This is a genomic window from Enterobacter sp. BIDMC 27 (genome assembly GCF_000534415.1).
GTDB lineage: Bacteria > Pseudomonadota > Gammaproteobacteria > Enterobacterales > Enterobacteriaceae > Enterobacter > Enterobacter hormaechei_C.
Genome location: NZ_KI973178.1, coordinates 4,158,705 through 4,182,376, shown reverse-complemented (window position 1 = coordinate 4,182,376; position 23,672 = coordinate 4,158,705). Strand labels below are relative to the sequence as shown.

At 55.9% G+C, this 23,672-nt stretch carries 23 protein-coding genes; 13 read left to right on the top strand and 10 right to left on the bottom strand.

All coding sequences use genetic code 11. From position 1 onward, the window contains the following. Window positions 1–112: 112 nt before the first annotated feature. Window positions 113–1,096, bottom strand: a complete 984-nt coding sequence (gene ebgR / locus L463_RS03170) for a transcriptional regulator EbgR (RefSeq protein WP_015572215.1) — start codon at window positions 1,094–1,096, stop codon at window positions 113–115. Between the two features lie 137 nt (window positions 1,097–1,233). Here ebgR and L463_RS03175 point away from each other — a divergent pair, with 137 nt between their 5' ends. After that, window positions 1,234–1,566, top strand: coding sequence for a tRNA-binding protein (locus L463_RS03175; protein WP_017383485.1), 333 nt, complete (start codon window positions 1,234–1,236; stop codon window positions 1,564–1,566). Window positions 1,567–1,653: 87 nt separating this feature from the next. On the opposite strand, the gene tkt is transcribed toward L463_RS03175, so the two are convergent. Both tkt and tal read right to left on the bottom strand, forming a co-directional pair. Beyond that, entirely contained in the window at window positions 1,654–3,642 is a 1,989-nt protein-coding gene (gene tkt / locus L463_RS03180) for a transketolase (protein ID WP_015572216.1), read from the bottom strand. 19 nt (window positions 3,643–3,661) lie between these two features. Beyond that, entirely contained in the window at window positions 3,662–4,612 is a 951-nt protein-coding gene (gene tal / locus L463_RS03185) for a transaldolase (protein ID WP_015572217.1), read from the bottom strand. Window positions 4,613–4,898: 286 nt separating this feature from the next. Between tal and maeB the strand changes: the two genes are divergently transcribed. Continuing rightward, window positions 4,899–7,178: an NADP-dependent oxaloacetate-decarboxylating malate dehydrogenase gene (gene maeB / locus L463_RS03190; protein ID WP_023295115.1), complete on the top strand. Its 2,280-nt coding sequence runs from the start codon at window positions 4,899–4,901 to the stop codon at window positions 7,176–7,178. 84 nt (window positions 7,179–7,262) lie between these two features. Here the strand turns inward: maeB and hemF are convergent, their stop codons facing one another. Together hemF and amiA are read right to left on the bottom strand one after the other, a co-directional pair. Then, window positions 7,263–8,162 (bottom strand): oxygen-dependent coproporphyrinogen oxidase, encoded by a 900-nt coding sequence (gene hemF, locus L463_RS03195; protein WP_032102767.1) that lies wholly within the window; start codon window positions 8,160–8,162, stop codon window positions 7,263–7,265. Continuing rightward, window positions 8,162–9,037: an N-acetylmuramoyl-L-alanine amidase AmiA gene (amiA, locus tag L463_RS03200; protein WP_015572219.1), complete on the bottom strand. Its 876-nt coding sequence runs from the start codon at window positions 9,035–9,037 to the stop codon at window positions 8,162–8,164. Before amiA ends, hemF begins: the two co-directional genes overlap by 1 nt. 212 nt (window positions 9,038–9,249) lie before the next feature. Between amiA and L463_RS03205 the strand changes: the two genes are divergently transcribed. The 10 genes from L463_RS03205 to pdxK all read left to right on the top strand — a co-directional run bounded on the left by L463_RS03205 (window position 9,250) and on the right by pdxK (window position 17,596). After that, window positions 9,250–9,675 (top strand): GNAT family acetyltransferase, encoded by a 426-nt coding sequence (locus L463_RS03205; RefSeq protein ID WP_003861292.1) that lies wholly within the window; start codon window positions 9,250–9,252, stop codon window positions 9,673–9,675. Beyond that, on the top strand, window positions 9,662–10,111 hold the full coding sequence (locus L463_RS03210; protein WP_032102765.1) for a DUF2919 domain-containing protein: 450 nt from the start codon (window positions 9,662–9,664) through the stop codon (window positions 10,109–10,111). Before L463_RS03205 ends, L463_RS03210 begins: the two co-directional genes overlap by 14 nt. Window positions 10,112–10,174: 63 nt before the next feature. After that, window positions 10,175–10,750: an RpoE-regulated lipoprotein gene (locus L463_RS03215; protein ID WP_032102764.1), complete on the top strand. Its 576-nt coding sequence runs from the start codon at window positions 10,175–10,177 to the stop codon at window positions 10,748–10,750. A 92-nt stretch (window positions 10,751–10,842) separates the two neighbouring features. After that, a complete protein-coding gene (locus L463_RS03220) occupies window positions 10,843–11,742 on the top strand; it encodes a Dyp-type peroxidase (RefSeq protein WP_017383480.1) in 900 nt (299 codons plus the stop codon). 176 nt (window positions 11,743–11,918) lie between these two features. After that, the gene (locus tag L463_RS03225) at window positions 11,919–12,932 is read left to right on the top strand and encodes a sulfate ABC transporter substrate-binding protein (protein WP_017383479.1); all 1,014 of its coding nucleotides are present in this window, start codon (window positions 11,919–11,921) and stop codon (window positions 12,930–12,932) included. Then, on the top strand, window positions 12,932–13,765 hold the full coding sequence (gene cysT, locus L463_RS03230; RefSeq protein WP_017383478.1) for a sulfate/thiosulfate ABC transporter permease CysT: 834 nt from the start codon (window positions 12,932–12,934) through the stop codon (window positions 13,763–13,765). The genes L463_RS03225 and cysT overlap by 1 nt, the downstream gene beginning before the upstream one ends. Continuing rightward, complete coding sequence (gene cysW / locus L463_RS03235) at window positions 13,765–14,640, top strand: sulfate/thiosulfate ABC transporter permease CysW (protein WP_003861305.1); 876 nt, start codon at window positions 13,765–13,767, stop codon at window positions 14,638–14,640. The genes cysT and cysW overlap by 1 nt, the downstream gene beginning before the upstream one ends. Beyond that, window positions 14,630–15,724: a sulfate/thiosulfate ABC transporter ATP-binding protein CysA gene (cysA, locus tag L463_RS03240; protein WP_017692966.1), complete on the top strand. Its 1,095-nt coding sequence runs from the start codon at window positions 14,630–14,632 to the stop codon at window positions 15,722–15,724. Before cysW ends, cysA begins: the two co-directional genes overlap by 11 nt. A 118-nt stretch (window positions 15,725–15,842) precedes the next feature. Continuing rightward, window positions 15,843–16,754 carry a cysteine synthase CysM gene (gene cysM, locus L463_RS03245; RefSeq protein ID WP_032102762.1) on the top strand — a complete coding sequence of 304 codons (912 nt, stop codon included), beginning with the start codon at window positions 15,843–15,845 and terminating at the stop codon, window positions 16,752–16,754. 5 nt (window positions 16,755–16,759) lie between these two features. Then, entirely contained in the window at window positions 16,760–17,596 is an 837-nt protein-coding gene (gene pdxK, locus L463_RS03250; protein WP_017383475.1) for a pyridoxine/pyridoxal/pyridoxamine kinase, read from the top strand. A 44-nt stretch (window positions 17,597–17,640) separates the two neighbouring features. Here pdxK and crr read toward each other — a convergent pair whose 3' ends face one another. The 5 genes from crr to cysZ all read right to left on the bottom strand — a co-directional run bounded on the left by crr (window position 17,641) and on the right by cysZ (window position 22,435). Beyond that, window positions 17,641–18,150, bottom strand: coding sequence for a PTS glucose transporter subunit IIA (gene crr, locus L463_RS03255; RefSeq protein ID WP_003861316.1), 510 nt, complete (start codon window positions 18,148–18,150; stop codon window positions 17,641–17,643). A 40-nt stretch (window positions 18,151–18,190) separates the two neighbouring features. Next, complete coding sequence (ptsI, locus tag L463_RS03260) at window positions 18,191–19,918, bottom strand: phosphoenolpyruvate-protein phosphotransferase PtsI (protein WP_006811455.1); 1,728 nt, start codon at window positions 19,916–19,918, stop codon at window positions 18,191–18,193. Window positions 19,919–19,963: 45 nt separating this feature from the next. After that, on the bottom strand, window positions 19,964–20,221 hold the full coding sequence (gene ptsH / locus L463_RS03265; RefSeq protein WP_000487600.1) for a phosphocarrier protein Hpr: 258 nt from the start codon (window positions 20,219–20,221) through the stop codon (window positions 19,964–19,966). Between the two features lie 317 nt (window positions 20,222–20,538). Next, window positions 20,539–21,510, bottom strand: a complete 972-nt coding sequence (cysK, locus tag L463_RS03270; RefSeq protein WP_006811453.1) for a cysteine synthase A — start codon at window positions 21,508–21,510, stop codon at window positions 20,539–20,541. 163 nt (window positions 21,511–21,673) lie between these two features. Then, a complete protein-coding gene (cysZ, locus tag L463_RS03275) occupies window positions 21,674–22,435 on the bottom strand; it encodes a sulfate transporter CysZ (protein ID WP_006811452.1) in 762 nt (253 codons plus the stop codon). A 229-nt stretch (window positions 22,436–22,664) separates the two neighbouring features. On the opposite strand from cysZ, the gene zipA reads away from it, so the two are divergent. Next, the gene (zipA, locus tag L463_RS03280; protein WP_015572226.1) at window positions 22,665–23,660 is read left to right on the top strand and encodes a cell division protein ZipA; all 996 of its coding nucleotides are present in this window, start codon (window positions 22,665–22,667) and stop codon (window positions 23,658–23,660) included. Window positions 23,661–23,672 lie beyond the last annotated feature (12 nt).

Here is a 23,672-nt window from a genome sequence, read left to right as displayed (position 1 = left end):
GAGATTTTAGTAAATATTTTACTAAATAAAATCAGTAAAACCGATTTGCTTTAACTCGATCACGAAATTAAAAAAGCCGGGCGTGCCCGGCGGGAGAGTTAACAGGTGGAAATCAGCGGGTGGTGCCGCGCAGCTTCAGTACGCTCGGGACAAAGACCTGAAGCGGTAGCGCGCGGCCATCGCGGGCCTTTTCCAGCAGCAGATTAACGCCCTGGCTGCCCATCATTTCAGAGTGAATGCGCACGGTGGAAAGAGGCGGGAAGGTAAAGCGGGCGGTTGGAATGTCGTTCACGCTGATCAGTGAAATATCTTCCGGGATCGCCAGCCCTTTTTCGTGGATGGCGCGTAACACCCCGATGGCGATGGAATCGGAGGCCACGAACAAGGCGGAAGGCCAGCACTGTTGTGCCAGCATGATTTTTGCCAGTTCATAACCGGACGAGCTGGAAAAACCGCCGCGCCAGATGTCCTGTTCCGATACCACCCCTTTCAGGAGCCCGTACTCCACGAAGGCGGCTTCCCGAATATCAGCCTTGCCTGGCTCATCTTCGCCGCCGATAAAGCCAATCCGCTTAACTCCCTGAGCAATAAAGAAATCCACGATCTGCTTGCTGATGCGCGAAAGGTCAATATCGACAGAATCGTACTCGCTGCCTGGCTCGTGAAAGTCGATAAAACAGACGTTGTCGGTCAACGACATTGCCGCACGTCGAAGCGCAGGGGAGGGTTTGCCTACAATCAACACCCCGGTGAGCTTTTTCAGCTCCGGCAGGGTGGCATTAGCGTAGCAGTTACTCAGTTCGACCCCCAGTTTTTCGCACTGCGTCTCAATGCCGTGGCGAATGGCAAGATAGTAAGGGTCGTTGATCTCCAGTTCCTGCTGGTAGCTGTAGAGCGCCAGAATATGTTGCTGACCGGCAGCGACAGACTGCATTTTACGGGAGGTCGTGCTTTTGTATTCCAGCTTCTCGGCAATCTCCAGAATGCGGTGTTTCGTCTCTTCTTTCACATTCAGCGTCGGGTCATCGTTTAAAACCCGGGATACCGTTGCCAGCGAGACGCCAGCTTCCGTCGCGATGTCTTTCAGCGTTGCCATGTTTGTCCTTATTCCCCACGAGATAGCTTATTGTAAAGGATGCGTTCGGACATGCATTAATTTTTAGTAAATAACATCCCTGTTGCTCTCGCCAGTTACCGTGTTAGTATTTAGTAAAATTTTACCAGGGGGCAAAAGTGGAAACGGTAGCGTACGATGATTTTGCAAAGCTCGAGATCCGCGTGGGGAAGATTGTTGACGTTAAACGTCACGCCAATGCGGACAAGCTCTATATTGCGCAGATAGAGGTGGGAGACAGAACGTTGCAAACCGTCACCAGCCTGGTGCCGTATTACCGGGAAGAGGAGCTGATGGGCAAAACGGTGGTGGTGTTGTGTAACCTGGCAAAGGCTAAAATGCGCGGTGAAACGTCTGAATGCATGTTGCTCTGCGCGGAAACCGATGACGCCCGAGAAAGTGTGTTATTAACGCCGGAGCGGGTGATGGCGGCAGGGGTAAGAGTGGTGTGAAAAAGCCGGGTGGCGGCTACGCCTTACCCGGCCTACAAAGCCTCGAACCGCAGGCCGGGTAAACGACAGCGTCACCCGGCAAAAGCACTACAGCACGCTTAGCGCCTTCTCCACCACGTTCTCAACGGTAAAGCCGAAATACGGGAACAACTTGTCGGCCGGGGCGGATTCACCGTAACCATGCATCCCGACAATTGCCCCTTTCAGACCCACATATTTGTACCAGTAGTCGGCAATGCCAGCTTCGACCGCCACGCGCGCCGCGACGTTTGAAGGCAGCACCGATTCGCGGTACGCCTCATCCTGAGCATCAAAGATATCCGTTGAAGGCAGGGAAACCACGCGCACCGCGTGACCTTCGGCGGTCAGTTTCTCCGCCGCTTTTACCGTGATTTCCACCTCGGAACCGGTGGCGATCAGGATCACGTCTGGCTTGCCGCCGCTGTCTTTCAGGATGTACCCGCCGCGGGCGATATTTTTCACCTGCTCCGGCGTGCGCTCGATCTGCGCCAGGTTCTGGCGCGACAGGATCAGCGCCGTGGGTCCGTTATGACGCTCTACGGCCAGCTTCCAGCCCACTGCCGCTTCCACCTGATCGCAAGGACGCCAGGTGCTGAAGTTTGGCGTTAAGCGCAGGCTCGCCAGCTGCTCTACCGCCTGGTGCGTCGGCCCATCTTCACCCAGCCCGATAGAGTCGTGGGTGTACACCATGATTTGCCGCGCCTTCATCAGGGCCGCCATACGCGCCGCGTTACGGGCATATTCGACAAACATCAGGAAGGTGGCGGTGTACGGCACGAAGCCGCCATGGTGGGCGATGCCGTTGGCAATGGCGGTCATCCCAAACTCGCGCACGCCGTAGTGGATGTAGTTCCCGGCAATGTCCTCCTTCAGGGATTTAGAGCCGGACCAGATGGTAAGGTTACTTGGCGCCAGATCCGCCGAGCCGCCCAGCAGTTCGGGCAGGATTGGGCCAATCGCGTTAAGGGTGTTTTGTGATGCCTTACGGGTGGCAATTTTCGCCGGGTTGGATTGCAGGTTTTCAATCAGCGCCTGGGTTTTCTCTTCCCAGTCTTCCGGCAGGCCGCCGCTCATGCGGCGGGTAAACTCAGCCGCCAGCTCCGGATACGCTTTTTTGTAGGCGGCAAACTTCTCGTTCCAGGCCTGCTGCGCTTTTTCACCTGTTTCGCGAGCATCCCAGGCCTTGTAGATCTCTTTTGGGATCTCAAAGGCCGGGTGTTTCCAGCCCAGTTTCTGGCGGGTCAGCGCCACTTCCTCTTCACCCAGCGCCGCGCCGTGCGCCTCCTCTTTGCCCGCTTTGTTCGGCGAGCCGAAGCCGATGGTGGTGCGGCAGATGATCAGGGACGGTTTGTCCTTCACGCTCTGCGCTTCCTGAATCGCTTTTTTCACCGCCTCTGGATCGTGACCGTCGATCTCGTGCACCACGTGCCAGTGATAGGCTTCAAAGCGTTTCGCCGTATCGTCGGTAAACCAGCCCTCGGTTTCCCCGTCAATGGAGATACCGTTGTGATCGTAGAAGCCAATCAGCTTGCCCAGCCCCAGGGTGCCCGCCAGAGAACAGACCTCGTGAGAGATCCCCTCCATCAGACAGCCGTCGCCCATAAAGACATAGGTATAGTGATCGACAATCTCGTGGTCGGGCTGGTTGAACTGCGCGGCCAGCGTACGTTCGGCAATCGCCAGGCCAACCGCATTCGCCAGCCCCTGGCCCAGCGGGCCGGTAGTGGTTTCAACGCCCGGCGTATAGCCGATCTCCGGGTGGCCCGGCGTTTTGGAGTGCAGCTGGCGGAAGTTTTTTAATTCCTCAAGCGGCAGATCGTAGCCGGAAAGGTGCAGCAGGCTGTAGAGCAGCATCGAGGCGTGCCCGTTGGAAAGAATAAAACGGTCGCGGTCGTACCAGGTCGGATCGGTAGGGTTGTGCTTCAGGAAGTCGTTCCACAGCACTTCGGCGATATCAGCCATACCCATGGGGGCGCCAGGGTGGCCGGAATTGGCTTTTTGTACGGCATCCATGCTGAGGGCGCGAATGGCGTTGGCGAGCTCTTTACGGGACATAGTTCACTCCGTGGCAAGGTTAAAGTTTGGCGGCGAGAAGATCTTCGAGTTTGCGCTGGTCGACGGCGAACTGACGGATGCCGTCCGCCAGTTTTTCCACGGCCATTGGATCCTGATTGTGCTCCCAGCGGAATTCCGCTTCGGTCATGGGTTTTGGTTTTGGCAGAACGGTGGAGGTTGGCACCAGCTTGCGGATCACCGTCTCTTCACTCTCCTGAAGCTTCTTCAGCAGGTCTGGGGAGATGGTCAGCCGGTCGCAGCCCGCGAGCGCGAGGATCTGCTCGGTGCGGCGGAAGCTGGCCCCCATCACGATGGTCTCGTAGCGGTGCTGCTTGTAATAATCGTAGATATTACGCACCGATTTCACGCCGGGATCTTCGTCCACCACATACGGATCCATCGGCTGTTTTGCCTGATACCAGTCGTAGATACGCCCGACAAACGGTGAAATCAGGAACACGCCCGCTTCGGCGCAGGCACGCGCCTGGGCGAAGGAGAACAGCAGCGTCAGGTTACAGTTGATCCCCTCTTTCTCCAGCACTTCCGCCGCGCGGATGCCTTCCCAGGTGGAGGCAAGCTTGATCAGGATGCGTGATTTATCGATCCCCTGCTCCTGGTAGAGTTCCACCAGGCGGCGAGCCTTGCTAATGCTCTTTTCCTGGTCGAATGAGAGGCGGGCATCCACTTCGGTGGAGACGCGTCCCGGTATGCTTTTAAGAATTTCCGCACCGATATTGACCGCCAGCTTGTCACTGGCTTCGGCGACCTGCTGCTCCTGCGTTTTACCGCGCTGTTTGCCGTAGGCAAGGGCGTCATCAATCAGATGACTAAAGTGCGCAAGACCGGCCGCCTTGAGCAGCAGCGAGGGGTTGGTGGTCGCGTCTTCCGGCTGGTAGTGACGAATCGATTCGATGTCGCCGCTGTCTGCAACCACGGTGGTAAATTGTTTGATGCCGTCTAGCTGGTTCATAATTACTCCTTGGAAATAAAAGAGTTAGTCGAGTGCGTCAGGTCACACTTCTGAGAAAATCATGATGGACTTAACAAAAAAGCATAGCAGACGGGGGAGGCATTGCTGTCTGAGACGGGTAACATGGCTGTTATAAATTGATAACAATTTTTATTCTGCAATGGTGAGAGTTTGGCAGCCTTCAAAGTTTAGGAGCCTGCCTGCGGCGATACTATGCGGCACACCAGGGTGTGCATAGGAACGTCAACATCACCCTTTTTGACCGAAACGTGAAAGGAATAACAAGATGGATGATCAGTTAAAACAAAGCGCTCTCGATTTTCACGAGTTTCCTGTTCCGGGTAAAATCCAGGTATCCCCGACCAAACCGCTGGCGACTCAGCGCGATCTGGCGCTGGCCTACTCGCCAGGCGTAGCCGCTCCGTGCCTTGAAATCGAAAAAGATCCGCTGGCAGCGTACAAATACACCGCCCGTGGCAACCTGGTGGCCGTGATCTCTAACGGTACGGCGGTACTGGGGTTAGGAAACATTGGCGCGCTGGCCGGTAAGCCGGTGATGGAAGGGAAGGGCGTTCTGTTTAAGAAATTTGCCGGTATCGACGTCTTCGATATTGAAGTGGACGAACTGGACCCGGATAAATTCATCAACGTGGTGGCGGCGCTGGAGCCGACCTTCGGCGGCATCAACCTGGAAGACATCAAAGCGCCGGAATGTTTCTATATCGAGCAGAAGCTGCGCGAGCGTATGAACATTCCCGTGTTCCATGACGACCAGCACGGCACGGCGATCATCAGTACCGCCGCCATTCTGAACGGTCTGCGTGTGGTGGAGAAAAACCTCTCCGACGTGCGCATGGTGGTCTCCGGCGCGGGCGCCGCGGCCATCGCCTGTATGAACCTGCTGGTGGCGCTGGGCATGCAGAAACACAACATCGTGGTCTGCGACTCCAAAGGCGTGATTTACAAAGACCGCGAGCCAAACATGGCGGAAACCAAGGCGGCCTATGCGGTGGAAGACGACGGCAAGCGCACGCTAGAAGACGTCATTGAAGGTGCCGACATTTTCCTCGGCTGTTCAGGCCCGAAAGTACTGACCCAGGAGATGGTGCAGAAGATGGCGCGCGCGCCAATGATCCTGGCCCTGGCGAACCCGGAGCCGGAAATTCTGCCGCCGCTGGCGAAGGCAGTGCGTGAAGACGCGATCATCTGTACCGGACGTTCGGACTACCCGAACCAGGTGAACAACGTGCTCTGCTTCCCGTTCATCTTCCGCGGTGCGCTGGACGTCGGCGCTACGGCAATCAACGAAGAGATGAAGCTCGCCGCCGTTCATGCTATCGCAGAGCTGGCGCACGCCGAGCAGAGCGAAGTGGTGGCCTCCGCCTACGGCGATCAGGATCTGAGCTTCGGCCCGGACTACATTATCCCTAAACCATTTGACCCGCGTCTGATCGTGAAGATCGCGCCAGCGGTGGCCAAAGCGGCGATGGACTCTGGCGTGGCGACGCGGCCGATTGAAGATTTCGATGCCTACGTCGATAAACTCACCGAGTTCGTCTACAAAACCAACCTGTTTATGAAGCCGATCTTCTCCCAGGCGCGCGCTGACGCGAAGCGCGTGGTGCTGGCGGAAGGGGAAGAGGCGCGCGTGCTGCACGCCACGCAGGAGCTGATCACCTTAGGGCTGGCGAAACCGATCCTGATTGGTCGTCCGAGCGTGATCGAGATGCGTATCCAGAAGCTGGGCCTGCAAATTAAGCCGGGCGTCGACTTTGAGATCGTCAATAACGAATCCGATCCGCGCTTCAAAGAGTACTGGAACGAATACTATTCGATCATGAAGCGTCGCGGGATCACCCAGGAGCAGGCGCAGCGGGCGGTGATCAGCAACACCACGGTGATCGGCGCGATCATGGTTCACCGCGGTGAGGCGGATGCGCTGATCTGCGGCACCATCGGCGAGTACCATGAGCATTTCAGCGTGGTGCAGGAGATCTTCGGCTATCGCGAGGGTGTCCATACTGCCGGCGCAATGAACGCGCTGCTGCTGCCAAGCGGGAACACCTTTATCGCCGATACCTACGTCAACGACGATCCTTCCCCGGACGAACTGGCGGAAATAACCGTGATGGCGGCGGAAACCGTGCGCCGCTTTGGTATCGAGCCGAAAGTGGCGCTGCTGTCGCATTCTAACTTCGGGTCATCCAAATCCGCGGCGGCGTGCAAAATGCGCCAGACGCTGGACCTGGTGCGCGAGCGTGCGCCGGAACTGATGATCGACGGCGAGATGCACGGCGACGCCGCGCTGGTGGAGAGCATTCGTAATGAACGTATGCCGGACAGCCCGCTGAAAGGCTCCGCGAACGTGCTGATTATGCCGAACGTAGAAGCGGCGCGTATCAGCTATAACCTGCTGCGCGTGTCGAGTTCTGAAGGGGTGACCGTAGGGCCAGTGCTGATGGGGGTGTCAAAACCGGTACATGTATTAACGCCGATTGCCTCCGTGCGTCGTATCGTCAACATGGTAGCGCTGGCGGTGGTTGAGGCACAGACGCAGCCGCTGTAATTTTTACCCTCACCCTAACCCTCTCCCAAAGGGAGAGGGAATTTATACTCCCTCTCCCTTTGGGAGAGGGCAGGGGTGAGGGGGTTACACCCAGTCCCGAACCCGAATAAACTCACGCAAGGCAGCCTCCGGGCTGCCTTCTTTGGGTTCAAAGCTGTATTCCCAGCGCACCAGCGGCGGCATCGACATCAGAATGGACTCCGTGCGCCCACCGGTTTGCAGGCCAAACAGCGTCCCGCGATCCCATACCAGGTTAAACTCCACGTAACGCCCGCGGCGGTACAGCTGGAACTCACGCTCGCGAACGCCGTAGTCGGTGTTTTTGCGGCGTTCGACAATCGGTAGATAGGCATCGGTAAAGCCTTCACCCACTGCGCGCATAAAGCTGAACGCGGTATCAAAATCCGGCGTGTTGAGATCGTCAAAGAACAGCCCGCCGATGCCGCGTTGCTCGTCGCGATGCTTCAGATAGAAATAATCATCGCACCACTTTTTGTATTTCGGGTAAACGTCTTCGCCAAACGGCAGGCAGAGGTCGCGCGCGGTGGTGTGCCAGTGCACGGCGTCCTCTTCGAAGCCATAGTAAGGCGTTAAGTCGAAACCGCCGCCAAACCACCAGACCGGATCGGCCCCCGGTTTTTCCGCGATGAAAAAGCGCACGTTGGCGTGGCTGGTTGGCACAAACGGGTTATGCGGATGCACCACCAGCGAGACGCCCATCGCCTCGAAGCTGCGGCCCGCCAGTTCAGGCCGATGCGCCGTGGCGGACGCCGGCATTGCATCACCGTGGACGTGGGAGAAGTTGACCCCGGCCTGTTCAAAAATGCCACCGTTACGCAGCACGCGGCTGCGTCCACCGCCGCCCGCTTCGCGCTGCCAGGCATCTTCCTGGAATTCACCGCCGTCTGCGGCGGCCAGTTTCTGGCAAATCGCGTCCTGTAGCTGCATCAGGAAAGTTTTGACCAGCTGTGCATTCGGTTTCATCAACGTTTCCTGGAGTGCGCTTTTTGATTATCGAACCAGTTGAAATAACTGATAACCCCGGAGGCGATAGCGTTCGCGATCTTCTGACGAAACGCCGTGGTGCCGAGTAAACGCTCCTCTTCCGGGTTGGTTATGAACGAGGTTTCCACCAGCACGGACGGAATGGACGGGGACTTCAGCACCACAAACGCGGCCTGCTCGGTGCTTTTACTGTGTAGACGGTGCACGGGCTTAATCCGTTTAAGGATATGCGAGCCGAGCGTCAGGCTGTTTTTGATGGTATCGGTCTGCACGAGATCAAACAGAACCTGCTGCAACAGATGGTCTTTGTCGGTGGCTTTTTTCCCGGCCACTTCATCCGCCCGGTTTTCGCGATCGGAGAGGTATTTCGCCATGGCGCTACTGGCGCCACGGTTGGAGAGGGCGAACACCGATGCGCCTGCGGCGGAAGGGTTTGTGAAGCCATCCGCGTGAATGGACATAAACAGGTCGGCGCCGTGCTTATGGGCAATTTCCACGCGATCGTACAGCGGGATAAACGTGTCGCCCGTGCGCGTCAGGCGGGCGTCAATGCCGTTGCTGCGTAAAATTGCGCGCACATTTTTTGCAATTGCCAGCACGACGTGTTTTTCTTTCGACCCGTTTCGGCCAATGGCGCCGGTGTCGATCCCGCCGTGGCCCGGATCGAGCATGACCAGACGCTTTGCGCCGGCTTTTTTGGTTTTAGGCTTGCTGTGTCCGTTACTGGTTTTAAGCGAGCTCTCTTCTTTTGCCTGAGCCTGCTTTGCGATGCCTGTTAACGTTAAGGCCGCCAGCCCCGCTTTGAGAACCTGACGACGCGATGTGAGTGCTTTTAATGGTTTGAATGTGCTCATGCGGCCTGAATTGTAAAAATTGGGGTCCTGGTGTTATATCGTATCGCGTTTTGCGTGACGACATTCCTTATTGAGAATTGTTTTACTTTTCATTTCAATACGTGACAAAGTGACATTATGCCAAATTTTGGCGAGTTTTTCCCCGGTTATTGGCTAAATGCCCTGTTCACGCCATAATCACTGTTTTTAAACCCGAAAAGGCGGTTAATACCATGGAGATACGCGTTTTTCGCCAGGAAGATTTCGAAGAGGTGATCACCCTTTGGGAGCGCTGCGATCTGCTGCGTCCGTGGAACGATCCGGAAATGGACATCGAACGGAAGGTGAACCACGACGTCAGTCTGTTTCTGGTCGCTGAGGTCAACGGCGAGGTGGTCGGGACGGTAATGGGCGGGTACGACGGCCACCGCGGGTCGGCCTACTATCTGGGCGTGCACCCGGAATATCGCGCGCGCGGCATCGCCAACGCGCTGCTTAACCGTCTGGAAAAGAAACTGATCGCCCGTGGCTGCCCGAAAATCCAGATTATGGTGCGGGAAGATAACGACGTGGTGCTGGGCATGTATGAACGTCTGGGCTACGAGCACGCGGATGTACTGACGCTGGGTAAGCGCCTGATCGAAGATGAAGAGTACTGAGTTCCACCCTGGCGACTATGATGTTCACGGTCGTCTGCGTCTGCCTTTTTTATTCTGGTGCGTTCTGCTGTTGCAGGCCCGCACCTGGGTGCTGTTCGTGATGGCTGGCGCGTCACGCGGGCAGGGCGATACGCTACTGAATCTCTTTTATCCCGATCACGATGCGTTCTGGCTGGGGTTACTGCCCGGTGTACCGGCGGTGCTGGCGTTCCTGTGCAGCGGTCGGCGGCAGTTCCTCCCGCGCATCTGGCGCGCACTTCGCTGGCTGTTGATTCTGGCGCAGGTTGTGCTCCTGGTCTGGCAGCCCGTGCTCTGGCTGTACGGCGAGCCGCTTTCCGGTATCGGGATTGCGCTGGTGGTGGCGGATATTGTCGCGCTGCTGTGGCTGGTCACGAACCCCCGTTTACGCGCCTGTTTTACGCAAGAGTCAGATTAAAACGGCACTTTTTGCCGATACTGCACTCCAACAAGCGTTGATTTACTACGTAAGGACGTCTCAATGAAATCGCTGCGTTTACTTTTATGCGCTCTCCCGCTGGCGTTAACCGGCTGTTCCACGCTCTCATCCATCAACTGGTCTGCGGCCTATCCGTGGAACTGGTTTGGCTCCTCAACGGAAGTGACCGAGCAGGGCGTGGGCAAAATCACCGCCTCGACGGCGCTGGATCAGGATGCCATTCAGGAGGCCATCGGCAGTGATTATCGCCTGCGCAGCGGCATGAAAACCGAGAACGGCAACATCGTGCGCTATTTCGAAGCGTTGAAAGACGACAAGGTGGCGATGGTCATCAACGGCGATAAAGGTACGGTCAACCGCATTGCGGTGATGGATGAAGAGATTCCGACCTCAGGTGGCGTGAAGGTAGGTACGCCGTTTGGCGAGCTCTACCAGAAAGCGTTTGGCCACTGCGCCAGCGTGCCGTCGGATGACAGCGTGGCGGTCGAGTGTAAGGCCGACGGCAGCCAGCACATTAGCTATGTATTCAGCGGCGCCTGGAACGGTCCGGAAGGGTTAATGCCGTCTGACGACACCCTGAAAAAGTGGAAAGTGAGCAAAATTATCTGGAAGCAGTAATTTGCGCCTGAGCAAGCCGCCTCGCTGAAATCCAGGTATAATAGCCGCCATCAATGCCACGCTGTCGTGGCATCTTTTTTTCAGGAGGAGCGATGTCTCAGGTTCAGAGTGGCATTTTGCCAGAACATTGCCGCGCGGCGATTTGGATTGAAGCCAATGTCAAAGGGGACGTGGATGCCCTGCGCGCGGCCAGCAAAATTTTCGTTGATAAACTGGCCACCTTTCAGGCCAAATTCCCCGAAGCCCATCTGGGCGCGGTGGTTGCCTTTGGCAATACCGTCTGGCGTCAGCTGAGCGGCGGCGAAGGCGCAGAAGAGCTGAAAGACTTTATTCCTTATGGCAAAGGTCTTGCGCCCGCCACCCAGTATGACGTCCTGATTCATATCCTCTCCCTGCGCCATGACGTGAATTTCTCCGTCGCTCAGGCAGCGATTGAGGCCTTTGGTGACAGCATCGACGTGCAGGAAGAGATCCACGGTTTCCGCTGGGTGGAAGAGCGCGATTTGAGCGGCTTCGTCGACGGCACCGAAAACCCGGCCGGGGAAGAGACGCGTCGCGAGGTGGCTGTAATCAAGGATGGCGTGGACGCGGGCGGCAGCTACGTGTTCGTCCAGCGCTGGGAGCATAACCTCAGGCAGCTCAACCGCATGAGCGTGCATGATCAGGAGATGATGATTGGCCGCACCAAAGACGCCAATGAAGAGATTGACGGCGATGCGCGTCCGGTCACGTCCCACCTGACCCGCGTTGACCTTAAAGAAGACGGTAAGGGGCTGAAGATTGTTCGCCAGAGCCTGCCGTACGGCACCGCGAGCGGTACGCACGGCCTGTACTTCTGCGCTTACTGTGCACGCCTCTACAACATCGAACAACAGCTGCTGAGCATGTTTGGCGATACCGACGGCAAGCGTGACGCCATGCTGCGCTTCACCCGTCCGGTGACCGGCGGCTACTACTTTGCGCCGTCCGTTGAGCGCCTGCTGGCGCTGTAAATCGCTCTCCATTCGTAGGCCGGGTTAGCGTTAGCGCCACCCGGCAATTTCTCCCGCACCCCTTATTCCCTTTTCTGCTTCTAAATCACCAAACGGTATATAAAACCGTTACTCCTTTAGACTCCGTTATAAATATTATGACTATAAGATAGTCATCACATTTATAAGGGTGCGCAATGGCCGTTACTGTACTGAAAAAAGGATCGCTGGCACTGGCAGGTTTACTGCTGGTGGCGCAGGCGCAGGCAACCGAGTTGCTGAACAGTTCTTATGATGTTTCACGCGAGCTGTTTGCCGCCCTTAATCCCGCATTTGAACAGCAGTGGGCGAAAGATAACAACGGCGACAAGCTGACCATCAAACAGTCGCACGCTGGTTCATCCAAGCAGGCGTTGGCCATTTTGCAGGGGCTGAAAGCGGATGTGGTGACCTACAACCAGGTCACGGACGTGCAGATCCTGCACGACAAAGGCAAGCTGATCCCGGCGGACTGGCAAAGCCGCCTGCCGAACAACAGTTCGCCGTTCTACTCCACCATGGGCTTCCTGGTGCGCAAGGGCAACCCGAAAAACATTCACGACTGGAACGACCTGGTGCGTTCTGACGTCAAGCTGATTTTCCCGAATCCGAAAACCTCCGGCAACGCGCGTTATACCTATCTGGCGGCGTGGGGCGCGGCGGACAAAGCTGACGGTAACGATAAAGCGAAAACCGAACAGTTTATGACCCAGTTCCTGAAAAATGTCGAAGTGTTTGACACCGGCGGCCGGGGCGCAACCACCACTTTCGCCGAGCGCGGGCTGGGCGATGTGCTGATCAGCTTTGAATCCGAAGTGAACAATATTCGTAAACAGTACGAAGCGCAGGGCTTCGAAGTGGTTATCCCGAAAACTAACGTTCTGGCCGAGTTCCCGGTGGCGTGGGTGGATAAAAACGTCAAAGCCAACGGCACTGAGAAAGCGGCAAAAGCCTATCTCAACTATCTGTACAGCCCGCAGGCGCAGACGGTGATTACTGACTATTACTACCGCGTTAATAATCCGGACGTGATGAACAAGCTGAAAGACAAATTCCCGCAGACCGAGCTGTTCCGCGTGGAAGATCATTTCGGCGCCTGGCCTGAGGTGATGAAAACGCATTTTGCCAGCGGCGGTGAGTTAGACAAATTGCTGGCGGCGGGGCGTAAGTAATGTTTGCAGGATCAACAAGACGTGTGCTGCCGGGTTTTACCTTAAGCCTCGGGACCAGCCTGCTGTTCGTCTGTCTGATTTTATTGTTACCGCTCAGCGCTCTGGTGATGCAGCTCGCTGAGATGAGCTGGTCCCAGTACTGGGAAGTGGTCACCAACCCGCAGGTGGTGGCGGCTTACAAGGTCACGCTGCTGTCTGCGTTCGTGGCCTCGATTTTTAACGGCGTGTTTGGCCTGCTGATGGCATGGATCTTAACCCGCTATCGCTTCCCGGGCCGCACGCTGCTCGACGCCCTGATGGATCTGCCGTTTGCCCTGCCGACGGCGGTGGCCGGTTTGACGCTGGCGTCGCTGTTCTCCGTGAACGGCTTTTACGGCGAATGGCTGGCGAAGTTTGATATTAAAGTGACCTATACCTGGATCGGTATCGCGGTGGCGATGGCCTTTACCAGCATCCCGTTTGTGGTGCGTACCGTGCAGCCGGTGCTGGAAGAGTTAGGCCCCGAATACGAAGAGGCCGCGGAAACTCTGGGCGCCACGCGCTGGCAGAGTTTCCGTAAGGTTGTGCTGCCGGAACTTTCTCCGGCCTTGCTGGCGGGGGTGGCGCTTTCCTTTACCCGCAGCCTTGGTGAATTTGGCGCGGTCATTTTTATCGCCGGGAACATCGCGTGGAAAACCGAAGTGACCTCGCTGATGATTTTTGTCCGTTTGCAGGAGTTTGATTATCCGGCGGCGAGCGCGATTGCCTCGGTGATCCTTGCCGCGTCGCTGCTGCTACTGTTTTCGATTAACACTCTGCAAAGTCGCTTTGGTCGACGTGTGGTAGGTCACTGATGGCGGAAGTTACGCAATTGAAGCGCTATGACGCGCCCCGCATCAACTGGGGCAAATGGTTTCTGATTGGTACCGGCGTGCTGGTCTCCGCATTCATTCTCGTCGTGCCGATGGTGTACATCTTCGTGCAGGCCTTCAGCAAAGGGATTATGCCCGCGCTGCAAAACCTGGCCGATCCGGACATGCTCCACGCCATCTGGCTGACGGTGATGATTGCCCTGATCACCGTCCCGGTGAATCTGGTGTTTGGCGTATTGCTGGCCTGGCTGGTAACGCGCTTTAACTTCCCGGGGCGTCAGCTGCTGCTGACCCTGCTGGATATCCCGTTTGCGGTGTCTCCGGTGGTGGCGGGTCTGGTTTATCTGCTCTTCTACGGCTCCAATGGCCCGCTGGGCGGCTGGCTGGATGAACACGACCTGCAAATCATGTTCGCCTGGCCGGGAATGGTGCTGGTGACCGTCTTTGTCACCTGTCCGTTCGTGGTGCGCGAGCTGGTGCCGGTGATGCTCAGCCAGGGCAGCCATGAAGATGAAGCCGCGGTGCTGCTCGGCGCTTCCGGGTGGCAGATGTTCCGCCGCGTCACGCTGCCGAATATCCGCTGGGCACTGCTTTACGGCGTGGTGCTGACCAACGCCCGTGCGATCGGTGAGTTTGGCGCGGTGTCGGTGGTATCCGGCTCGATTCGCGGCGAAACCCTGTCGCTGCCGTTACAGATTGAATTACTGGAACAGGACTACAACACCGTCGGTTCCTTTACTGCCGCAGCGTTGCTGACGCTGATGGCGATTTTGACCCTGTTTTTGAAGAGTGTGGTGCAGTGGCGTTTAGAGAATCAGGAAAAACGTCAGCATCAGGAGGGAAATCATGAGCATTGAGATTGCCAATATTAAGAAGTCTTTTGGTCGCACCCAGGTGCTGAATGATATCTCGCTGGATATCCCTTCCGGACAAATGGTGGCGCTGCTGGGGCCGTCTGGCTCCGGTAAAACCACGCTGCTGCGTATTATCGCCGGGCTTGAACACCAGACCAGCGGACATATTCGCTTCCACGGTACGGACGTTAGCCGCCTGCATGCCCGCGACCGTAAAGTGGGCTTTGTATTTCAGCATTATGCGCTGTTCCGCCACATGACGGTATTCGACAACATCGCGTTTGGCCTGACCGTGCTGCCGCGTCGTGAACGTCCAGATGCCGCCGCCATCAAAGCGAAAGTGACCAAACTGCTGGAGATGGTGCAGCTTGCGCATCTGGCGGACCGCTTCCCGGCTCAACTTTCCGGCGGGCAGAAGCAGCGCGTGGCGCTGGCGCGTGCGTTAGCCGTTGAACCGCAAATCCTGCTGCTGGACGAACCGTTTGGCGCGCTGGATGCGCAGGTGCGAAAAGAGCTGCGCCGCTGGCTGCGTCAGCTGCATGAGGAACTCCAGTTCACCAGCGTTTTCGTGACCCACGATCAGGAAGAGGCGATGGAAGTGGCCGATCGCGTGGTGGTGATGAGTCAGGGCAACATTGAGCAGGTTGACGAGCCAGAGCAGCTCTGGCGTGAACCGGCGACCCGCTTTGTGCTGGAGTTTATGGGGGAAGTAAACCGCCTTCAGGGCACCATTCGCGGCGGTCAGTTCCACGTTGGCGCGCACCGCTGGCCGCTGGGGTATACCTCCGCGCATCAGGGGCCGGTGGATCTGTTCCTGCGTCCGTGGGAAGTGGACGTCAGCCGTCGTACCAGCCTGGATTCGCCGCTTCCGGTGCAGGTGCTGGAAGCTAGCCCTAAAGGGCACTACACCCAATTAGTGGTACAGCCCCTGGGCTGGTACACCGAGCCGTTGACCGTGGTTATGCGTGACGACGTGCCGCCGTACCGGGGGGAGCGCCTGTTTGTCGGGCTGCAACACGCGCGCATTTATCATGGCAACGAGCGCATTGAGACGCGCGAGGATATTGCTCTGGCGGAGTCAGCCTGATAGGTTATTAGTATGTTTATCGCCCGGTGGCGCTGCGCTGACCGGGCCTACAGTTATCACTGCGTCTTGTAGGCCGGGTAAGCTAAGCGCCACCCGGCTTTTTTATTGAGTAAAAATCGTGAATACACTCGAACACACCATCGGCAACACCCCTCTGGTCAAACTTCAGCGCATGGGGCCTGATAACGGCAGCGAAATCTGGGTCAAGCTCGAAGGCAATAACCCGGCGGGGTCGGTGAAAGACCGGGCGGCACTGTCGATGATTGTCCAGGCCGAGAAGCGCGGTGAAATTAAGCCAGGCGACGTGCTCATTGAGGCCACCAGCGGAAATACCGGAATTGCGCTGGCGATGATTGCCGCCCTGAAAGGCTACCGCATGAAGCTGCTGATGCCGGATAACATGAGCCAGGAGCGCCGGGCCGCCATGCGCGCCTATGGAGCCGAGCTGATTCTGGTGAGCAAAGAGCAGGGGATGGAAGGGGCGCGAGATTTAGCGTTAGCGATGGCGGAGCGCGGGGAAGGCAAGCTTCTCGACCAGTTCAACAACCCGGACAACCCGTACGCGCACTACACCACCACCGGCCCGGAAATCTGGCAGCAAGCCGACGGGCGCATCACCCACTTTGTCTCCAGCATGGGGACCACGGGCACGATCACCGGTGTGTCACGCTTTCTGCGCGAACAGGAGAAGCCGGTGACGATTGTCGGCCTGCAACCGGAAGAGGGGAGCAGTATTCCGGGCATCCGCCGCTGGCCGGCGGAGTATATGCCGGGCATCTTTAATGCGCAGCTTGTGGACCAGGTGCTGGATATTCATCAGCGCGAGGCGGAAAATACCATGCGTGAGCTGGCCGTGCGTGAAGGTATCTTCTGCGGCGTCAGCTCTGGCGGTGCCGTAGCGGGTGCGATCCGGGTGGCTGAGTCCACGCCGGGGGCGGTGGTCGTAGCGATTATTTGCGATCGCGGCGACCGTTATCTGTCTACCGGCGTCTTTGGTGAAGAGAGTTATTCGCAGGGGGCGGGGATTTAAGCGTCATGGAGATGATTTTATTCCGGGATAAAACCCGGGCGCAGCAAACCGATATTGTCGCCGTACAGTCGCAGGTGGTGTACGGCAGCGTGGGAAACAGCATCGCGGTGCCGAATATTCGAACCCACCGGCTGAACGTTACCGCCGTGCCAACGGTGCTGTTCAGCAATACGCCGCACTACGACACCTTCTACGGCGGGGTGATCCCGGACGAGTGGTTCAGCGGCTACCTTAAGGCGCTGGAAGAGCGCGAGATCCTGCGCGAGCTTAAAGCGGTCACCACCGGCTATATGGGCAGCGCCAGCCAGATCGCGCTGCTGGCGCAGTGGCTGAAGGCAATCAAAGTGCAACATCCCGATCTGCTGGTGCTGGTTGACCCGGTAATTGGGGATATCGATAGCGGAATGTATGTGAAGCCGGATATTCCTGAAGCCTACCGTGAGCATCTGCTCCCGCTGGCCCAGGGCATTACGCCCAACGTGTATGAACTGGAAGTGCTGAGCGGCAAACCGTGCCGTACGCCGGAGAGCGCCATTGCCGCCGCGCAGGGGCTGCTGTCCGACTCGCTGAAATGGGTAGCGATCACCAGTGCGCCAGTGTCTGACGATCCGCAGAATATCCACGTTGTGCTGGTGAGCGAAGAAGGTGTTACCGTAAGCGCGCACCCGCGCGTAGAGACGGATCTGAAAGGAACGGGCGATCTGTTCTGTTCGGAGCTGGTCAGCGGCATTGTGGGAGGGAAAACCGTTGCCGATGCCATTCGCATGGCGGGCGATCGGGTGACTGACGTTATGATCTATACGCAGTCGAAAGGCTATGACGAGCTTATCCTGCCGGCATAAACAAAAATGGCGCCCGAAGGCGCCATTTTTCTGTGCGGCAAGAATTACTTCTTGATGCGGATAACCGGGGTTTCACCCACGGTGACGCTGCCAGACAGTTTGATCAGTTCTTTGATTTCGTCCATGTTGGAGATAACAACCGGAGTCAGGGTAGACTTCGCTTTTTCTTCCAGCAGCGGCAGATCGAATTCAATTACCGGGTCGCCAACTTTAACACGCTGGCCTTCTTCTGCGATACGTTTGAAGCCTTCGCCTTTCAGTTCAACGGTGTCGATACCGAAGTGAACGAACAGTTCGATACCGCTATCGGATTCGATAGAGAACGCATGGTTGGTTTCAAAAATTTTACCGATGGTGCCGTCAACTGGAGCAACCATTTTGTTGCCAGTTGGTTTGATAGCAATGCCATCACCAACGATTTTCTCAGCAAACACTACATCCGGCACGTCTTCGATGTTGACGATCTCGCCGGAGAGCGGAGCAACAATCTCAATAGTTCCGGAGTCTTTCTTGTCATCAGAAACCAGAGATTTCAGTTTATCGAACAAACCCATGATCTTCTCCTAAGCAGTAAATTGGGCCGCATCTCGTGGATTAGCAGATTGTTTTTTCTTCAATGAACTTGTTAACCAGCGTCATTAACTCGTCCGTTGTCGGTTGAGCAAGAGCCTGCTCTGCTAACACCTTCGCATCTTCGAAGTTCGTGTTACGGATAATCTTCTTAATGCGCGGGATGGAAATGGCGCTCATAGAGAACTCGTCCAGACCCATACCCAGCAACAGAAGTGTAGCACGTTCGTCGCCTGCAAGCTCACCACACATGCCAGTCCATTTACCTTCTGCATGAGAAGCATCAATAACTTGCTTGATCAAATTCAGTACGGACGGTGACATTGGCTGGTAGAGATGTGAAATCATATCATTACCACGGTCAACTGCCAGGGTGTACTGCGTTAAATCATTGGTACCGATACTAAAGAAATCAACTTCTTTGGCTAAATGACGCGCAATGGTCGCGGCTGCCGGTGTTTCCACCATCACGCCGATCTCAATGGATTCGTCAAATGCTTTACCTTCGTCACGCAGTTCCTGTTTGTAGATTTCGATCTCTTTCTTCAGTGCACGCACTTCTTCAACAGAGATGATCATCGGGAACATGATGCGCAGTTTACCGAAAGCGGAGGCACGCAGAATAGCGCGAACCTGGTCACGCAGGATCTCTTTGCGATCCATGGCGATACGCACGGCACGCCAGCCCAGGAACGGGTTCTCTTCTTTCGGGAAGTTCATGTACGGCAGCTCTTTGTCGCCACCGATGTCCATAGTACGGACGATTACAGCCTGCGAGCCGCACGCTTCCGCAACCGCTTTGTACGCTGCAAACTGCTCTTCTTCCGTTGGCAGAGCGTCGCGATCCATGAACAGGAATTCAGTACGATACAGACCCACACCTTCCGCGCCGTTGCGCTCAGCGCCGTCAACGTCACGTACGGTACCGATGTTAGCGCACACTTCAACCTGATGGCCGTCCAGCGTGATGGCTGGCAGATCTTTCAGTTTAGCGAGTTCCGCTTTCTCGGTAGCAACCTGCTCCTGAACGGAACGCAGCTGCTCGATCACATCGTTAGTTGGGTTGACGTAAACCACATTGTTTACGGCATCCAGAATCAGATAGTCGTCGTTTTTAACCTGGGAGGTAACGCTACCGGTACCCACAATGGCTGGCAGCTCCAGAGAACGCGCCATGATTGAGGTGTGGGAGGTACGTCCACCTGCATCAGTAATGAAACCCAGCACCTTGTTCAGGTTCAGCTGTGCGGTTTCAGACGGCGTCAGGTCAGCGGCAACCAGGATGACTTCGTCCTGAATCGCGCTCAGATCGATGATGGCCAGACCCAGGATGTTGCGCAGCAGGCGCTTACCGATGTCACGTACGTCAGCCGCACGTTCTTTCAGGTATTCATCGTCCAGCTCTTCCAGGGCAGATGCCTGACCTTCGATAACTTCATGCGCAGCCGCGTCGGCCGTCATGCCTTTATCTTTAATCAGGGCTATGATTTCCTGCTCCAGCTCCTCATCTTCGAGCAGCATAATGTGCCCTTCGAAGATGGCTTCTTTTTCTTCACCGAAAGTTTCGCCAGCTTTAGTTTTAATCGCTTCCAGTTGCGCAGATGCCTTGGCACGACCGCTCAGAAAACGTTCAACTTCCTGATCAACCTTGTCGGCAGAAATTTTTTTCCGGTCAATGACGATTTCGTCTTCTTTCAGCAGCAATGCTTTGCCGAAAGCGATACCCGGGGATGCTAAAATGCCTGAAATCATAACCCTACCTTACTTGTGACTGATATTGAAAAGAACCCGGTAAACTTACTCGAGTTCAGCCATCAGCTTAACCAGATGCTCAACTGCTTTCTGCTCGTCTTCACCTTCAGCGGAGATGGTAACAACGGTACCCTGAGTCAGGCCCAGAGTTTGCAGCTTGAACAGGCTTTTTGCGCTAGCGCTTTTGCCGTTGGAAGTCACAGTGATTTCAGAAGTGAAGCCTTTCGCTTCTTTAACAAACTGAGCAGCAGGGCGGGTGTGCAGACCGTTCGGAGCGGTAATGGTAACTTCTTGCTGGAACATTGTATTTCCCCAACTTATAGGTTTAGTGTTGTGGAACTAAAGTCTAGCCTGGCGACTTAACTTTAGCCTGTATAGTTAGCGCTGACGTTTCAATCGTCATTAAACATTATGCAGTGAAAGCAAGACTTGAACCAAATCATAAAATCGATTCAGCAGCGCTATTTCGTTCACCGATTAATTTCGCGCATCAAAATAATTGCTGGTTTAAATACCAGACCCAACGGGGTGAAGCAATGCCAGGAGGGGTAAAACTTTGAAGCAGGCCACAAAAAAGCACCTGAAAAGGTGCTTTTTTACGCGTTTTTAACATGCTGGCATCACTGTTGCAGTTCTTTCTCTGTGAAGAGATCGGCAAACAGTGCTGTGCTTAAGTAACGCTCACCCGAAGACGGTAGGATAACCACAATATTCTTATTGGTAAAGGTTTCATCTTCCAGCAGTTTGAGGGCTGCCGCAACCGCCGCACCGGAAGAGATACCCGCCAGAATGCCTTCCTCGTCCATCAGGCGACGCGCCGTGGAGATGGCTTCTTCATTGGTAATGGCGACGACTTTATCGATCAGCTTCAGATCCAGGTTGCCTGGAATAAAGCCAGCGCCGATACCCTGGATTTTGTGTGGGCCAGGTTTGATCTCTTCGCCTGCCAGCGCCTGAGCGATAACCGGTGAGTCGGTTGGCTCAACGGCAACGGTAATCAGATCTTTTTTACCTTTCGTGCCTTTAATATAGCGAGACACACCGGTCAGCGTACCGCCGGTGCCTACGCCGGAGATAAACACATCAACCTGACCGTCGGTATCTTCCCAGATTTCCGGGCCGGTGGTTTTCTCATGAATTTCCGGGTTGGCCGGGTTGCTGAACTGCTGGAGCAGCAGATACTTTGCCGGATCGCTGGCAACAATTTCTTCGGCCTTCTGAATCGCGCCCTTCATGCCTTTTGCGCCTTCGGTCAGGACCAGGTTCGCACCCAGCGCTTTCAGCAGCTTACGACGCTCAATGCTCATGGTTTCAGGCATAGTCAGCGTCAGCTTGTAGCCACGCGCCGCCGCAACATAGGCCAGAGCGATACCGGTATTGCCGCTGGTGGGTTCAACCAGCTCAACGCCAGGTTTCAGCACGCCACGCTTTTCAGCATCCCAAATCATATTCGCACCGATACGGCATTTAACGCTGAAGCTTGGGTTACGAGATTCGACCTTCGCCAGAATGCGTCCATTACCGATACGGTTCAGTCGAACCAGGGGCGTATGACCGATAGTCAGCGAGTTGTCTTCATAAATCTTACTCATGGCCTGTCCTTAACTGTATGAAATTGGGATACCGACCCAGCATACCTGTTGAACAGGTATGGGGAAGTAAGGAAATCGCATATCTATATGCTGCAAGGAAATAATGGGGATCAGTATGGAATAAGGGGCGGCATAAGCCACCCCTCTTTTACACATTTTTGCATTACTTCCATAACGCGTGCTTAGCACGGTAGCAGTCCACCCACATCGCCGTCGCGCCGCAAACGGCAACGGGCATGATGAACAAATTCAGGAAAGGGATCATGGTGAACAGGCTGGTCAGCGCGCCAAACTGCATGTTGGCAACCTTCTGAGTGCGCAGGGCAGTGCGCATCTCTTTAAACGGCACTTTGTGGTTATCGAACGGATAATCACAGTACTGGATAGCAAGCATCCAGGCGCTGAACAGGAACCACAGCACGGGCGCGACCGTCTGGCCAATCCCGGGTACAAAATAAAGAATAAGCAGCACAATCGCCCGCGGCAGGTACCAGGCGAACTTCTGCCATTCACGCTTCATGATGCGGGGGAGATCTTTCACGATCCCCAGTACGCCCGTGTCAGGTGGCGTCGCACCGGTAAGGCGCGCTTCCAGCTGTTCGGCCAGCAGACCGTTGAACGGCGCGGCTATCCAGTTTGCTATCGTCGAAAAGAAATAACCGAAAACCAGCAGCACGGAGATAACCGCAATCGGCCAGAGCAGGTAGTCTAGCCACTGTAACCAGTCCGGCACATAGCTCATCAGGGAAGGGATCCAGCTTTCCAGTCTGGTGAACAGCCACCAGAAGGCCCCGCCCATCAGAATAATGTTGATCAGTAACGGCAAAATAACGAAGCGTCGAATGCCCGGCAGGGAGACCAGTTTCCAGCCCTGAGAAAAGTACCAGACCCCGCTGCGTGGGGCAGAAGAAGATGTTGAAACCATACCAGGCTGTACTCCTTTTTACACAACCAGTGGAATTGCCCGCCTATATTATCCAGTTACGGGCCAATGACCAGTTCGGAAATGTTCGAAAAACCAGCAAAAAGCACGATTTAGTTCATCTTTATGCTGTGAATGCTCTGCATACACTTGCACTTGACGTAAACGGCAAATACTCTTAGTGAGTAAATGTTTGCCGTGGTGGCAAGGTGTTAGAACAACAGAGAATATAATGATGCAGGATTTGCGTCTGATATTAATCATTGTTGGCGCGATCGCCATAATCGCTTTACTGGTACATGGTTTCTGGACCAGCCGTAAAGAGCGTTCCTCTATGTTTCGCGATCGTCCACTGAAGCGCATGAAGTCCAGTCGTGACGACGATGACGTTGAAGACGACATCGACGGTCCTGACGACGACGGCGTGGGTGAAGTTCGTGTTCATCGGGTCAATACTGCGCCCGGCGCAGCGCATGGAGAGCATGAAGCCCCCCGCGCTCCGCAGCACCAGTATCAACCACCGTATGCCTCTGCCCAGCCGCGCCAGCCAGCGCCGCCGCCAGTGGAAGAACCTGTTCGTCATCCGCCGCAGCAGCCTGTGCAACAGCAGCCCGTTGCGCCACAGCCTGTACAGCCGCAACCTGTGCAACAGCCTGCACAGCCAGTGCATCAGCCACAGCCTGTTCAGCAGCCGCAGCCGGTACAACAACCGCAGCCGCAGCCTGAACCGCCTGCGCCACAGCCCGCTCCGCGTGTTGAGCCAGAGCCGGTCGCAGAGCCAGAACCGGTTGTTGAAAAGCCGCAGCGTAAAGAAGCGGTGATCATCATGAACGTGGCTGCTCATCATGGCACCCATCTGAACGGTGACGTGCTGCTTAACAGCATCCAACAGGCAGGCTTCAAGTTCGGCGACATGAATATTTTCCATCGCCACCTGAGTCCTGACGGTAGCGGTCCGGCGCTGTTTAGCCTGGCCAATATGGTCAATCCAGGCACGTTTGACCCGGAAATGACCGGTGATTTCGTCACGCCGGGGGTTACGATCTTTATGCAGGTGCCGTCCTACGGTGACGAGCTGCAAAACTTTAAGCTGATGCTACAGTCCGCTCAGCACATCGCCGACGAAGTGGGCGGTGTGGTGCTCGACGATCAGCGTCGAATGATGACGCCGCAGAAACTGCGCGAGTATCAGGACCGCATCCGCGAAGTTAAGGAAGCGAACGCGTAATCGTCGCGTTAA

Coding starts and splice junctions, on each gene's coding strand:
- L463_RS03225 (WP_017383479.1), top strand. CDS start 11,919: ATGGCCGTTACTGTACTGAAAAAAGGATCGCTGGCACTGGCAGGTTTA.
- L463_RS03205 (WP_003861292.1), top strand. CDS start 9,250: ATGGAGATACGCGTTTTTCGCCAGGAAGATTTCGAAGAGGTGATCACC.
- cysW (WP_003861305.1), top strand. CDS start 13,765: ATGGCGGAAGTTACGCAATTGAAGCGCTATGACGCGCCCCGCATCAAC.
- tal (WP_015572217.1), bottom strand. CDS start 4,612: ATGAACCAGCTAGACGGCATCAAACAATTTACCACCGTGGTTGCAGAC.
- cysA (WP_017692966.1), top strand. CDS start 14,630: ATGAGCATTGAGATTGCCAATATTAAGAAGTCTTTTGGTCGCACCCAG.
- ptsH (WP_000487600.1), bottom strand. CDS start 20,221: ATGTTCCAGCAAGAAGTTACCATTACCGCTCCGAACGGTCTGCACACC.
- L463_RS03220 (WP_017383480.1), top strand. CDS start 10,843: ATGTCTCAGGTTCAGAGTGGCATTTTGCCAGAACATTGCCGCGCGGCG.
- ptsI (WP_006811455.1), bottom strand. CDS start 19,918: ATGATTTCAGGCATTTTAGCATCCCCGGGTATCGCTTTCGGCAAAGCA.
- zipA (WP_015572226.1), top strand. CDS start 22,665: ATGATGCAGGATTTGCGTCTGATATTAATCATTGTTGGCGCGATCGCC.
- cysK (WP_006811453.1), bottom strand. CDS start 21,510: ATGAGTAAGATTTATGAAGACAACTCGCTGACTATCGGTCATACGCCC.
- cysT (WP_017383478.1), top strand. CDS start 12,932: ATGTTTGCAGGATCAACAAGACGTGTGCTGCCGGGTTTTACCTTAAGC.
- ebgR (WP_015572215.1), bottom strand. CDS start 1,096: ATGGCAACGCTGAAAGACATCGCGACGGAAGCTGGCGTCTCGCTGGCA.
- L463_RS03215 (WP_032102764.1), top strand. CDS start 10,175: ATGAAATCGCTGCGTTTACTTTTATGCGCTCTCCCGCTGGCGTTAACC.
- cysZ (WP_006811452.1), bottom strand. CDS start 22,435: ATGGTTTCAACATCTTCTTCTGCCCCACGCAGCGGGGTCTGGTACTTT.
- L463_RS03210 (WP_032102765.1), top strand. CDS start 9,662: ATGAAGAGTACTGAGTTCCACCCTGGCGACTATGATGTTCACGGTCGT.
- crr (WP_003861316.1), bottom strand. CDS start 18,150: ATGGGTTTGTTCGATAAACTGAAATCTCTGGTTTCTGATGACAAGAAA.
- maeB (WP_023295115.1), top strand. CDS start 4,899: ATGGATGATCAGTTAAAACAAAGCGCTCTCGATTTTCACGAGTTTCCT.
- pdxK (WP_017383475.1), top strand. CDS start 16,760: ATGGAGATGATTTTATTCCGGGATAAAACCCGGGCGCAGCAAACCGAT.
- hemF (WP_032102767.1), bottom strand. CDS start 8,162: ATGAAACCGAATGCACAGCTGGTCAAAACTTTCCTGATGCAGCTACAG.
- amiA (WP_015572219.1), bottom strand. CDS start 9,037: ATGAGCACATTCAAACCATTAAAAGCACTCACATCGCGTCGTCAGGTT.
- tkt (WP_015572216.1), bottom strand. CDS start 3,642: ATGTCCCGTAAAGAGCTCGCCAACGCCATTCGCGCCCTCAGCATGGAT.